We start from the raw sequence: 13,304 nt of genomic DNA on the forward strand, positions 1-13,304 counted from the left end.
CTTGCCTTTCGCATGGTCCGAACCGGGATCAGGCCCGGACCCGGGGGTTGAAGTAGCCGTACGCCATGTCGACGATCAGGTTGATGATCACGATCGCCACTGCCATGATCATGACGATGCCGAGGATCACCGGAATATCACGGCTGAACACCGAATTGACCGCAAGTGTGCCCAAACCTGGTAGAGCGAACACGAATTCGACGGTGACCGCACCTGCGAGCACCCGGCTGACCTGCAGACCGAGCACGGTCACGATCGGGACACCCGCGACCTTGAGCGCATGTTTGCCGACGATCTGCTTACCCCGCAAACCTTTCGCGCGAGTCGTGCGAATGAAATCCTTACCTAGTGTGTCGACCATCGCCGCGCGGGTCTGGCGCGCGACCTCCGCGATCGAGATCGCGGCGATCGCGATCGCCGGAAGGATCAGATGCTGGAACCACGGGACGAACCCATCACCGAGCGGTGAATAGCCCGTCGCCGGGAAGATCGGCGACGAGATCGCCAGAGCGATGACCAGCACCAGGCCGATGATGAAAGGCGGCACCGCCATCGCGATCGACGAGAACGCGGTCAAGGCGCGGTCGAGCAGGGAGTTGGCACGCATCGCGGCGATGATGCCCAGCGGCAGTCCGACGAGAATGACGATCACCATCGTCACCAACGCCAGCGACAGCGTGATCGGCATGCGCTCGGTCAGAATTTGGGTGACCGATTGCGAGCTGTACAGCGAGGTACCGAAATCACCGGTGAAGATGCTGCCGAGCCACTCGATGTACCGGACGAGCAGCGGCCGATCCAGCCCGAGCTGCTCACGAAGTGCCGCGATGTCGGCGGGGGATGCGTTGTCACCAGCCAGGTTTGCCGCAGCATCGCCGGGCATGAGGTCGACGAGCAGATACACGAAGAAGCTCAGGAACAGCAGCAGCGGGATCGCCGACAGCAATCGTTTGGCGAGCAAGGTGAGCATCATGCCTCCAGCGCGGTGGCAGCGGCGGAACGTCGCCGGGCCCGGGGGTCGGGCACTGCCGAGACCAATGTCTTGGTATACGGGTGCTGCGGGTTTTCGAACAGTTCTTCGGCCGTGCCGGTCTCGACGACCTGACCGCGGTACATCACCACCACCCGATGGGCAAGGAACCGCACCAACGACAGATCGTGGGAGATGAAGATGTAGGACAGGCCGCGCTCGGACTGGAGGTCGAGCAGCAGATTGAGGACTTGGGCTTGGATCGAGACATCCAGCGCGGCCACGGGTTCGTCGCACACGATGAAGTCGGGATCGAGGGTGAGTGCTCGGGCGATCGCGATGCGCTGCAACTGGCCGCCGGAGAACTCGCGGGGATATTTGTCGAGTTGGTCGGCGCGCATCCCGACCCGTTCGAGCATCTCCACGACGTGTGTGTCGCGTTCGGCTCCTTTGATCCCGAAGTGGATCGTGAGTGGTTCACCGACCGTGTTGCGGATCGTCATGTGCGGATCGAGCGAGCTGAACGGGTCCTGGAAGATCATCTGGGCGCGTCGCCGGAACGAGAGCAGATCTTTGCCCTTCATCGTCCGGACGTCGTCGCCATCGAAGGTGATCGTGCCCGCATCGGGTTCGATCAGTCGCAGGACCTGTCGGCCGATCGTGGATTTTCCGGCACCGGATTCGCCCACAATACCGAGGGTTTCGCCGCGTCCGACGGTGAAGTTCACGTCGTCGGACACCACCGTCCGCTCGGTCACGCGGCCGAACAGGTTGCGTGCGGCGGGAAACGATTTCCGTAGTCCGGTCACTTCGAGCAGCGGGCTCATCCGCCTAGTCCCTTCAAGGTCAGTTCACCGTCACGCACACAGCGCACCGCTCGCCCACCGGTAGCCTCGCGTAGCGGGATCGGCATCGCGTCGCAGCGTCCCGGTTCGGCGTGGCTGCACCGATCCTGGAATCGGCATGTGGTCGGCCAATCCCACGGTGCCGGAACAGCACCGGGAATGGCGGACAGCCGTGCGCCTTTCGCGCGGGGATCGGGTATCGCGGCGAGCAGGCCTTCGGTGTACGGGTGGCGCGGGTCGTCGAACAAGTCCTCGAGGGTCGTGGATTCGACCACCTGGCCTGCGTACATCACGTTCACGCGATCGCACATTTCGGCGACCACACCAAGGTCATGGGTGATGAACAGGATCGAGACGTCGAATTCGTGCTGCAGCTCCTTCATCAGCCGCAGCATTTCCTTCTGGACCGTCACGTCGAGCGCGGTGGTCGGCTCGTCGGCGATGAGCAGCTTCGGTTTGCACACCATGGCGATCGCCAGCATCACCCGCTGGCACATGCCGCCGGAGAATTCGTGCGGGTAGGCGCGGGCGCGGCGCGCTGCGTCGTCGATCCCGACGATGTCGAGCATTTCGATCGCGCGAGCGAAAGATGCCTTCTTGGAGAGTCCTTCGTGTCGGCGGACGACTTCGGCGATCTGATCCCCCACGGTGAAGGCCGGGGACAGGCTGCGGCGGGGTTCCTGGAAAACCATCGACACATCCGCGCCGCGGATATCGGACAGCGCCCGTTCGGGTAGTCCCACCATCTCGTGTCCGGCGACTCGGACCGAACCTGTCACCCGCGCTCCGCGTGGCGGCAGCAGTCCCATCGCCGCGAGCGAGGTGACGGTCTTACCCGATCCGGACTCCCCCACCAGGCCGACCGTCGTGCCGATCGGAACATTCAACGAGACATTGTCGACGACCCTGGTCCAGCCACGGTCCGTATGAAACTCGACAGACAATCGGTCGATCTGCAGGACATCGTCCTGCACTTTCGGCGGTGGGGGTGATGTTGAGACATCTGTGACCATGACGGTGCACTCCTGAAGTTTCGCTCGAGAGGGGAACTGCTGCGCCGGTTCCACATGGGCGCAGCATTTCGATGAGCTGCGTCACAGCATAACCCGAAATGGATGGTACTTCTATAGATATGACGACTTTGTCTACTAGCACTGACGAGGATCCACCCACCTTGGGTAGTTGACCCTACAGATTTCGGTGATCGCCAGTGCTTCTACGAAAAGTACTCGAGCGCAACCGAAGTAAATGCCGCAGCGGCGGGAGTCAGGTTCTCGATGCGATGGACGATCCCCATCGGCCATTCACGGTGCGGTTCGAGGCGCCGCACTGTGACCATGTCGTCGATGTTGGGCGGTAGACCACCACGGGTGCTGAGGTAGGCACCGACCCCACCCCGCACAAGCTGGATACTCGTCTCGTGGTGCTCGCACTCCGCCGCGACATCGAACATCAAACCCTTTTCGGCGAAGAGCTTTTCGACTGCCGTACGTACGAGGCTTCCATTCGGACCGACAATCATCCCCAACCGCGTGAGCTCCGCGATGGTCACCGGCTCCGTAGTCGCGCCGAGGACGCTGCCCTTGGGCACCAGCGCGACACTCTCTTCGATGGCGATCCGATGAATTTTCAGTCCGGAGCCGAGAAGTTCGATGTCGCGCGCGAATCCGATGTCGGCCTCACCTGAACCCACCGCATGGAAGACGCCGTCATCGTTCTGCGGAGACAGTACCCGCAATGTCACCGTAGGGAACCTGTCGGCGAACACCGACATCGCGGCCGCCGCCTGCGTCGTGAACGCCTTGAACGTCACCACCGTCAGGGTTCCGGTCGTCAGGCCGTGAATCGCATCGACAGCAGCCTGCGTGTGGTCGACCGATTCGAGCACCTTGCGGACCGACTCCAACAGGATCTCGCCGGCAGAGGTGAGCGCGGCACCGCGGGAGGTGCGCTGAAAGAGTTCGGTTCCGAACTCGGTTTCGAGTTTGCTCACCGACTGGGAGAGTGTCGGCTGCGACAATGTCAGAGCCTGCGCCGCCCGCGTGAAAGACCCATGATCCGCGACGGCAACGAAGCACCGCAGCTGCTGCAGCTCCATGTCACCTCCTCTGCCTGCCGCGTTCCTGGCTCTACCAGCTTACCGAGGCCAGCACCCGGGGGACCTCACCACCCTGTGCAGGGTCCTCCCGCCCGGCCGTATCGACCTACTCCTACTTCGCGACACCCACGTAGCGCAGATCCATGACGCCGATGTAATGGGAGACGCCCATCGAGTCCACACCTATCACCTTGTCGGAGAAGGCGTACTGCGTCGCGACGCCGCAGATGAACACATCGAGGGCCTCTTCGGTGACGATGGCGGACGCGGACTCCACTGCCCCGGTCACATCGTTCTCGGACGTCGCAGGATCGTATGCCGGCGCGATGGCATCGATGAATGCAGGAGGAGTTTCGCCCGGGAACAGAGCCGGATTGGCGTAGTTGCGCACCAGAGCCTGGGAGGAACTCGGGTCCTGCACACGCACCTGGATCTGGGCATCCGCATTGCCGCGCTGGTATGTTCCCACGGCCTCGACCATCTCCATCGGCCTCACCTGAAGGGTTACACCGACGTCGGCGAGCTGCGCCTTGAGGGCCTCACCGATCTCGATCTGTGGCGACAGCCCCGCTCCCACGACGGCCTCGACCACCAGATTATCGACCCCGGCATCGGCAAGCAGCGTGCGCGCTTTTTCCGGATCGTAGGTGTACTCGATGGGTGGATCCGTGAGGAATCCGTTCATCGGCGGAGTCAGAGGCTGGGCATTCGGCGCGCACTGGCCGTCGAGGAGCGAAGTGTTGATGCCCTCGCGGTCCACCGCAAAGTTCAATGCCTGCCGCACTGCCTGCTGATCGAGATTCGGACGAGTGTTGTTGACGTTCAATGTGTAGACCTGCGAGATCGGGTACGCGAAGTATCCGAAGCCGCTCCCGAGGTTCGACGCCTGGTCGTACTGGCCGACCTTGGTAAGCATGAGATCGATCTGGCCCGACCGCAACGCATTCAGTCGCGCATTGTCATCGGTCATTCCTTGAATCGTGATCGTCTTCGAAAGCTGCGCGTCCGAGTCCCAATACCCCTCGCGCCGTTCGTACGTCGCCGAGTCACCCACCCTGATCGACGTCGCGACATACGGTCCCGACCCGACCGGATTGACGTCCAGATCCTGGTTGTCCAACGCCTGCGGACTGATCAGCGACGCCTCGACGCCCGCCAACACATATGGCAGGTCCGCAGCTGGACGGTTCGTGACCACTCTGACATGTGTCGGATCGACGACATCCACCGATTCGATCATCGAAAAATATGACGAGACAGTCGATCCAGGGGCATCCTTCGCGTGGTCGAGCGTCGCTTTGACCGCCGCTGCGTCGAGCGTCGCCCCATCGGAGAACGTGACCCCTTCCCGGAGCGTGAAGACGACTTCACGCCCGTCCGCGGAGAACTCCCAGTCAGTCGCGACCATCGGTGCAAGCTCGAGCTTGCCATCCACCGATTTCATCTGGGTCAATCGGTCGTAAACCGGAGTCAGATAGGCGAACGCCGCCGCTGGAGATGTCACTTTGTGCGGATTGAGTGCCGGAGTCGGTACGGTAAAGCCCACGCGCAGGTGGCCGTCCGGGTCGGCATCTGCAGCGGACACAGCGGAATTCGAGCCCGAAGACGGGCCGGTGGCACTTCCGCCACCGCACGCGGTCATGGACAGACACAGCGCCACAGCGACAATTCCGGTTCTCAGAACTGGTCGGGATTTCACGGGAATCTCTCATTCTCGAACGGGGACGTTGATCGACGCGGACCGCAACAAAATGTTATTCAACCACTTAGATTACTCAGTTTGATAGGGGATCTTAACACTCACTATGACAGAGGCCACGCCCACTTCGCGCTTCATGAGGTAGGGGCAGATCCCCTTGCGGATGATCCGCCCTACGTTCGGCCAAGCAGTCGATATCTGTTGGCGTAGCGGCTATGTGACGGCCCCGGCGATCTTCAACTCGATGAGCTTTTCGTCATCCACACCGAGTTCACGCAGAATATCGTCGGTGTGCTCGGCAAACTGCGGAGCACGCGTCATCTGTACCGGAGCATCGTCGAACTTCACCGGATTCGCCACCAACTTCTGTGCCTCACCGTCCGCATCAACCACATCGACAATCCGACCGTTCGCAATCAACGCCTCGTCATGGCCGATCTCCAAGCCGTTCTGCACCGGCGCCCACGGACCACTGAGCGACCCGAGGGTCTCGATCCACTCGGTATATGGACGCTTGGCAATCGCCTCCGCGAACATTTCGAAGATCTGCCCGTTGTGTTCGAAGATCGCTTCCATCGTCGCGAATCGCGGATCGTCGACCAACTCCTCGAGACCGATCAAGGTCACGAATTCATTCCAGAAGCGGGTGGGCTGAAGCATCGAGAACTGCAACCACCGACCGTCCGACGTCCGGTATGATCCCGTCAACGGATTACCCGGCGCCGCAGTGGCCTTGTTGTCCCGCACCGGCGCTTGCCCGGTGAACAACGCGAGGTTCACCGTAAACTGAGTGACCCACGCACCCACACCGAGCAACGACACGTCCACCACCGACGGCTCGCCTGTGCGTTCGCGTCCCGCGATTGCTGCGGCGATACCGCCGGCGATGGTCATGCCTCCGATGTTGTCGCCGTACGCGCCGGCAGGCATGAACGCCATCCGGTCCGCATCCGGCCCCATCACACCCTCGGCGCTTCCTCCACGAGCCCAGAACCCGGTCGCGTCGTATGCACCCTTGTCGGAATCCGGTCCCTGGCTACCGAAACCGCTGCCCGTCACGTAGATGATGTCCGGGTTGATCGCACGGACGTCGTCGAGGGTGATCCCGAGCTTCGCACGAGGACTGGGCAGATAATTGGTCAGGAACACATCACTGCGACGGATCAGCTCCTCGAGCACGGGACGCGCCTCGGGGTTCGCAAGATCGATCCCGATACTGCGCTTGCTCCGATTCGGGCCCTCCATGATCGGCGCAAACGACGAGCCACTCTTGCTCGCATCGAGACCGAGCACCCGAACCAAACCACGCTGGGCATCACCGGTTTCGGCGTGCTCCACCTTGATGATGTCGGCGCCCCAGTCCGCGAGCACAGCACCGGCCGCGGGGACGTAAGTGAACTGTGCGACCTCGAGAATGCGGATGCCTTCCAAGGGACGATGCATTACGAACTCCTGAAACTGGATAGGGGAAGAAGATGAAAGACTGGTTCGCTCGTACGGTCAGTCGGCACGCAGTAGGATCGCGCCGGAGGGCACACCACCACCGGCACTGACCACCGCAACACGCGGATCGGCAACCTGATGTCCAGGCGCCTGCCCGCGGAGCTGCAACACGGCCTCCCGAAAGAAGCCGTACCCGTGCGTGCGTCCGGCCGACAACTGTCCGCCGTGCGGATTCACGGGAAGCCGCCCGTCAACCGCGATACCGCGGCCACCATCGATAAAATCGCGGGCACCACCGAACTCGCAGAAGCCCAGGCTTTCCAGCCAGGACAGGGCGTTGAAGGTGAACCCGTCGTACAGCAGCGCCACATCGACATCATCGGGCCGCAGGTCCGTACGGCTCCACAGGTGCGCAGCCGGACCGAGCGACTGGGGCAGGTGGGTGAGCGTGCCCTGATCCCAGGACAGGTGCTCCATGATCTGGGTTCCGACAGCTTCGACGAACACCGGATTGCCCGGCAGGTCTTTCACGGTATCGACAGCGGAGACGATCACCGCGACCGCACCATCGACGGGTACATCACAGTCGTAGAGACCGAACGGTGTGGAAACCATTCTGGCCGAGAGATAGTCGTCCATGCTGATCAGGTCGCGGTAGACAGCTTCCGGGTTCTCCGACGCATTCGAGCGCGTGTTGACCGCGATCGCTCCGAGAGCATCCTTCGCATCGCCGTAGCGATGGAAATAGTGCGACGCCTGGCACGCGATCCAGTTGGCCGCCGACATCGCTCCGAATGGATGTCGAAATTCCAGCATTCCGGCTGCCCGCCCCGTGCCGGACGCCCACTTGCCGGACCTCATCAGTTCAGAATGGCTGGATTCCCACACCGTGCGGAAACACAACACGTGCCGGCACAGTCCGGACGCGACCGCGAGCATCGCGGCGATGATCGACCCGTTCTGTCCGGGCAGGTCGCCGCCCCCGTTGACCCACGTCGGATGGATCTGCAGCGCCTGTTCGACCGGCATGATGCCGCCCTCGGACATACCACCCTCACGACCACCGGGGTAGGTGGATAGTCCGTCGATATCGTCGAGTGTCAGTCCGGCGTCCTCGACCGCAGCCAGGCAGGCGTCGACCGTCAACGAGAGAGGATCGACCATGAGCCGACGTCCGATTTTCGACTGTCCTACGCCGGTGATCGCAACTCGGTCCTCGAACTTGTCGGAAGAAACAGGCGGACGCAACCGAGCACGGTAGTCCTCCGGCTCGGGCAGCGACCCGAACTCACCCTCAGCGTCCGGGTCCGGCTCGAACAGGGGGAGCCACACGTCATCGGCGACCTGTTCGAACACGACACGGACCTTCGAGCCGACCTGCACATCGGCCGGCTCGCACCCGACGATGTTGGTGGTCAGACGTACGCTGGGATCTTCCTCGAGTGCGACGATCGCCACGACATACGGCGGCGGAAAATGCGGGAGCCACTGCTGAGCATTGATCGTGACACCCGCGACCACGCCGCGACCCGACACCGGTTCGAATCCGATGTCGCGCCCACGGCACTGCGGACACAGCACCGACTGCTCGTGCATTCGCTTCGAGCATGTGCGGCATTGTGCGATCCGAAGTGTCCCGTCGGCGCCCGACGCCCAGAACGCGGCACTCGCCAGTGTCGGCTGAGGCACGGGTCTGCCAGTGTCGACAATCTCGGTCAACGTTCCTCCAATTGATGTTCGGTCCCGCCACACCCGTCAGGAGCGACGGGACCGATCGCGTGAAACAGTGCTATGCCCGGCTATTTCTCGACAGAATCCTGGTGTCGGCCGCGGACGGCCAGCATCGCGGCGAGCCGACGCTCCATGTCGGCACGGCTCATGACGATGTCGTCACCGGATTCACCGCGATCCAGCCGCGAAAGCCGTTCGCGTTCGGCGGCGATCTCCTCGTCGAGGAGAGCGCCGGCCAGCTCACGAGTGAGCAGATCCTGGTCGACCCAGTCTGCGTAGGGAAGCTGTTCGATGGGTTCTTCCATGAGAGCAATCCTTCTGCAATTCGCCGCAGATCCGCGGGTGTCAGCTGGTGCGGGGGAAGTTGAGCAGAGCACGAGCATTGAGCTCGACGATCTGGTGCACTTCCTCGTCCGGAACACTGAGCATCTGGTCGTGCACAATCTTGCGGCTGTTGGGCCAGTTCGAGTCGGAGTGCGGGTAATCGCCCTCCCACGTGATGTTTCCGATGCCCACCGCGTGCCGATTGTCGAGACCGAACTGGTCTTCGATGAAGCAACCGAACAGGTGCTTGGCAAACAGCTCCGACGGCTTCACCGTCTGATTGATGTTCTGATAGAAACGGTGCTTCGCCCAGACGCCGTCCATGCGCTCGAGCATGTACGGAACCCATCCGATGCCGCCCTCGGACAGCAGGAACTTCAGGTTCGGGTGGTTGTGGAACACCGGGGAGAACAGCAGGTCGGCCGTGGCGTACATGGAATTGCAGCCGAACAGAGCCGTCATCACGGCCATCGGCGCCTCCGGTGCGGTGATCGGGGCCTTACCGGAGGTACCGAAATGCACGCACAGAGGCTGGCCGGTGTCCACCGCGGCGGCGAATACCGGGTCCCAGTGGTTGGTGTGGAACGACGGCAATCCCAACGGAACCGGGTTTTCGACGAATGAGATCGCCCTCGATCCCTTCGCGGCGGTGCGGTAGATTTCCTTCACCGACTCCTCGACCGACCACAGCGGCAGGATCGTCAACGGAATCAGTCGATCCGGTGCGTACGCACACCACTCGTCGAGGACGTAGTCGTTCCATGCCTGGACGCTCAGCAACGCGAGTTCTTTGTCATCGGCCTCGAGGAAGACGGTGCCGGCGAACCGCGGAAACGACGGAAACGACAGGGTAGCCTGCACGCCGTCGATATCCATGTCCTGGACACGCGCCTTCGGCTCATAGCAGCCGGGGATCATCTCCTCGTAGCGCGTCGGCTCTGCACCGAACTCCTCGGGCTTCTTACCCGCCACTGCGTTCAGGCCGATGTACGGATAGATGCGGCCCTCGTACTCCCACACCTCGGCGATCTTCGTGCCTGCTTCGAGAGCTTTGCCGCCGTCGCCGACGTGGATCGACTTCGGCAGTTCCTTCTCGATGATCTTCGGGCCGGCCTCGAGAAACTTCTTGGGCAAACGATCCGACCAGAGCTTCGGGTGTTCGATCAGATGGTCGTCGGTAGAAATCAGATGCATGTGGTCTTGGAGCGGCATGGCTTCCTCCTGTGACGAGGGGCTGGGAAGGCGTTGTTCAGTTCTTATGGAAAGGAAAGGCATCTCAGATCACTAAGTTCAATAACTTGCTCCAATGGGAGATATTAACACCAACTATGACGACTGTCACGTGCCATTCAAGACCACTATGAGGAGCCCGAAGACGTCGACGGCGGCCCGCGAAAGGCTCGGGCCGCCGTCGACGTCATGAGTGTCCGATCTCCGTCAGTTCCGGTCCCATTCGAGGGGCAGCGAAGTCAGACCGAGCTGACCGCCGGTCTCGATCAACTCCACATCCGGAGACAGCCGATACTCCGGGATTCGCTTGTGCCACTCTTCGAGCGCGATCTTCAGTTCGCGTCGGGCAAGGTGCGAACCGAGGCACCGGTGTGGGCCTGCTCCGAACGCGATGTGATTGTTCGGGGTGCGCGCTATGTCGACCGTCTTCGCATTCTCGAATGCGGCCTCGTCCCTTGTCGCAGTCGCCAGTGGGATGTTGACCATATCGCCGGCCTTCATCGGACATCCCTGAATCTCCGTGTCCTTCATGACCTTGCGCGCCGGGATGACGATCGCGTAGGCCCGAAGGAGCTCTTCGATTGCGGTCGGGATGACCTCCGGATCGTCGACGATACGCTGACGGTCCTCCGTGTGAGTCGCAAGATGCTGGAAGATCCAACCGAGCGTAACCGCGACCGTGTCCAGGCCCGCCATGAACATCAGCAGGCAGAACGACAGCAGATCCGCATCCGATACCGGTTCGCCGTCCACCTCGAAGGCGAGGGCCTTGCTCACGATATCGTCGCGCGGATCGACACGCCGCTCAGCGATGATCTCGGCGAAGCGTCCCATCACGGCCTGCATAGCCCCGATCTTGACCTGCTGTGTGGTCTCGAGATCTCCGGCTGGTGTGTGCAGGATCGCATGTTCCCACTCCATGAACTGATCGAGTTCCTCGACCGGCATCCCCATGAGCTCGAGAAAGATCGTCGTGGGATAACGCTGCGCGAACTGAGCCATCAGATCGCACTCCCCGGTGCCCTGCGCGACGATCTCGTCGATCAGATCGATCGCGCGCTGCCGGACTTTCTCCTCGAGCCGTTCGACAGTTTTCGGCGAGAACAGCGGCCCGAGTTGCTGACGCCACTGCAGGTGTTCCGCGCCGTCGAGCATCTCCGGGATCCACTTGTACTGCGGGTCGGGATCGAGCGCGGTGACCACGCTGTTGGAGAACGTCTCGGGATTCTGCAGAACCTCGAGGATGCCCTCGTGACTCACCACCGTCCAGAATCCGGGACCGAATTGGTTCCAGTACACCGGAGACTCGGAACTCAGGTCGTCATACCGGGCGTGCCACGTCCCTGCAGGCTTGGTCTCGGTGTAGTTGAAGTTGTGCACCGGGCAGGTACCCGGAGCGGGCCCACTGCGGACCGGTTCGATCTGAGTCACGATGCCTCCTGGCGTCGGGGTACTCGGGATTGAATTTCAGGGTCTTCGGGGCTGCGTCAGCCTTGCGCGGCACTCCAGGTGATGGACTTGGTCTGCAGGTATTCGTCGAGTCCTGCCTCGCCCCACTCCCTTCCCAGGCCGGACTGTTTGTAGCCACCGAACGGAACGTGCGGCGTCACGCCACCGCCACCTCCGTTGATTCCGACCATTCCGGCACGGATACGCTTCGCGATGCCGAAGGCCCGCACGGGATCCGCAGAGAACACACTGCCGGCAAGCCCGAAGTCGCTGTCGTTGGCCAAACGCACTGCATGGTCGTCATCGTCGAACGGGATGATGACGCCGACCGGTCCGAAGAACTCCTTCTGAGCGATGTCCATCGAGTTGTCGACGTCGACGAACAGCGTGGGTTCGACGAAGAAACCCTTGTCCACACCCTCGGGACGGCCGCCACCGAACGCTATCTTCGCGCCCTGCTCAACACCCGTAGCGATAAGTGCCTCGACCTTGCTGCGCTGCGCTTCGCTGATGAGAGGCCCCATCATCGTGCCCGGCTCCACTGGGTCACCAACCTTGATGTTGGCAAGCCCAGCCGTGACCGCTGCGACGACCTCGTCGTAGCGGGAGCGGTGCACGAGCGTGCGCATGAGCAGCGAACACCCCTGGCCGGCGTGCGTGACCAAGTTACCTACGACGGACTCGGCGACCTTCGCCAGGTCTGCGTCCTCACAGATGATGTTCGCCGACTTTCCACCCAGTTCGAGGACTACCTTCTTGAGGCTGGGTGCGGCCTGCTCGTACACCAGCCGGCCCACGGTGTCGGAACCGGTGAAGCTCACCAGATCGACCTTCGGGTTGGTGGTCAGTTCATGCCCCGCGTCGATATCTCCGGTCACGATATTGAGTACGCCGGCCGGAAGTCCTGCCTCCTCGGCGATCTCGCCGAGGACGAACGCCTCGAGCGGCGTGGTCGGCGCAGGCTTGAGCACTACGGTGCAACCGGCCGCCAGCGCCGGAGCGAGCTTCATCATGTTGAGGAACAGCGGGAAGTTGTACGCAGAGATGAGTACTGCCACGCCCGCCGGCTCACGGACCACGACGCCCTGCCCGATGCCCTGCCCGATAGTCGGCAACACACCACGCTGGAATTGGAACGACGGGAGGATGCGCTCGGCCATGTCGCGCAGATGGGCGATCGGGATGCCGACCTGCAGATACTCGGCCAGCGCTCGGGTCGAGCCCGCTTCGGCAATGTTCAGATCGACAAGCTCGGCGCGGCGCTTGTCCATCGCGTCGGCCATCCGCACCAGCACCTGCGCCCGTTCGTGCGGGGCCATGGTCGGCCACGGCCCCTCGTCGAAGGCGCGCCGAGCTGCCTCGATCGCGCGGGTCACCTCGCCGACGGTGGCCTGCGGGACTCGTCCGATGACCTCTTCGGTCGCCGGATTGACGACGTCGATGATTGTTCTACTCTCGCTGTCGACCCAGACGCCGTCGATGTAGAGCTTGGAAATAGTCTGTGCCACGGTGTAC

Annotated in this window: 11 protein-coding genes; all 11 read right to left on the reverse strand. The window is 62.4% G+C overall.

Going from position 1 to position 13,304, the window contains the following annotated elements:
* Positions 1-28: 28 nt before the first annotated feature.
* Complete coding sequence (locus ACZ46K_RS27880; protein WP_464745951.1) at positions 29-973, reverse strand: ABC transporter permease; 945 nt, start codon at positions 971-973, stop codon at positions 29-31.
* Positions 970-1,797 carry an ABC transporter ATP-binding protein gene (locus tag ACZ46K_RS27885; RefSeq protein WP_054804829.1) on the reverse strand — a complete coding sequence of 276 codons (828 nt, stop codon included), beginning with the start codon at positions 1,795-1,797 and terminating at the stop codon, positions 970-972. The genes ACZ46K_RS27880 and ACZ46K_RS27885 overlap by 4 nt, the downstream gene beginning before the upstream one ends.
* A complete protein-coding gene (locus ACZ46K_RS27890; protein WP_464745953.1) occupies positions 1,794-2,828 on the reverse strand; it encodes an ABC transporter ATP-binding protein in 1,035 nt (344 codons plus the stop codon). Before ACZ46K_RS27890 ends, ACZ46K_RS27885 begins: the two co-directional genes overlap by 4 nt.
* A gap of 203 nt (positions 2,829-3,031) precedes the next feature.
* The gene (locus tag ACZ46K_RS27895) at positions 3,032-3,913 is read right to left on the reverse strand and encodes a LysR family transcriptional regulator (protein WP_464745955.1); all 882 of its coding nucleotides are present in this window, start codon (positions 3,911-3,913) and stop codon (positions 3,032-3,034) included.
* A 112-nt stretch (positions 3,914-4,025) separates the two neighbouring features.
* Entirely contained in the window at positions 4,026-5,498 is a 1,473-nt protein-coding gene (locus ACZ46K_RS27900) for an ABC transporter substrate-binding protein (RefSeq protein ID WP_464745957.1), read from the reverse strand.
* Between the two features lie 327 nt (positions 5,499-5,825).
* Positions 5,826-7,055 carry a CaiB/BaiF CoA transferase family protein gene (locus tag ACZ46K_RS27905; RefSeq protein ID WP_464745959.1) on the reverse strand — a complete coding sequence of 410 codons (1,230 nt, stop codon included), beginning with the start codon at positions 7,053-7,055 and terminating at the stop codon, positions 5,826-5,828.
* Between the two features lie 57 nt (positions 7,056-7,112).
* The gene (locus ACZ46K_RS27910) at positions 7,113-8,807 is read right to left on the reverse strand and encodes a thiolase C-terminal domain-containing protein (RefSeq protein WP_464745961.1); all 1,695 of its coding nucleotides are present in this window, start codon (positions 8,805-8,807) and stop codon (positions 7,113-7,115) included.
* A gap of 47 nt (positions 8,808-8,854) precedes the next feature.
* Positions 8,855-9,091, reverse strand: coding sequence for a hypothetical protein (locus ACZ46K_RS27915; RefSeq protein ID WP_054804832.1), 237 nt, complete (start codon positions 9,089-9,091; stop codon positions 8,855-8,857).
* 40 nt (positions 9,092-9,131) lie between these two features.
* Complete coding sequence (locus tag ACZ46K_RS27920) at positions 9,132-10,322, reverse strand: amidohydrolase family protein (RefSeq protein WP_464745963.1); 1,191 nt, start codon at positions 10,320-10,322, stop codon at positions 9,132-9,134.
* 225 nt (positions 10,323-10,547) lie between these two features.
* Positions 10,548-11,771, reverse strand: coding sequence for a cytochrome P450 (locus ACZ46K_RS27925; protein WP_054804840.1), 1,224 nt, complete (start codon positions 11,769-11,771; stop codon positions 10,548-10,550).
* A gap of 56 nt (positions 11,772-11,827) precedes the next feature.
* Positions 11,828-13,297: an aldehyde dehydrogenase family protein gene (locus ACZ46K_RS27930; RefSeq protein WP_054804833.1), complete on the reverse strand. Its 1,470-nt coding sequence runs from the start codon at positions 13,295-13,297 to the stop codon at positions 11,828-11,830.
* Positions 13,298-13,304: the final 7 nt, after the last annotated feature.

Source organism: Rhodococcus sp. JCM 9793 (genome assembly GCF_055380405.1).

Excerpts from the sequence above, each read along its gene's own strand:
- ACZ46K_RS27880 (WP_464745951.1), bottom strand. The coding sequence starts at position 973 with ATGATGCTCACCTTGCTCGCCAAACGATTGCTGTCGGCGATCCCGCTG.
- ACZ46K_RS27885 (WP_054804829.1), bottom strand. The coding sequence starts at position 1,797 with ATGAGCCCGCTGCTCGAAGTGACCGGACTACGGAAATCGTTTCCCGCC.
- ACZ46K_RS27890 (WP_464745953.1), bottom strand. The coding sequence starts at position 2,828 with ATGGTCACAGATGTCTCAACATCACCCCCACCGCCGAAAGTGCAGGAC.
- ACZ46K_RS27895 (WP_464745955.1), bottom strand. The coding sequence starts at position 3,913 with ATGGAGCTGCAGCAGCTGCGGTGCTTCGTTGCCGTCGCGGATCATGGG.
- ACZ46K_RS27905 (WP_464745959.1), bottom strand. The coding sequence starts at position 7,055 with ATGCATCGTCCCTTGGAAGGCATCCGCATTCTCGAGGTCGCACAGTTC.
- ACZ46K_RS27915 (WP_054804832.1), bottom strand. The coding sequence starts at position 9,091 with ATGGAAGAACCCATCGAACAGCTTCCCTACGCAGACTGGGTCGACCAG.
- ACZ46K_RS27920 (WP_464745963.1), bottom strand. The coding sequence starts at position 10,322 with ATGCCGCTCCAAGACCACATGCATCTGATTTCTACCGACGACCATCTG.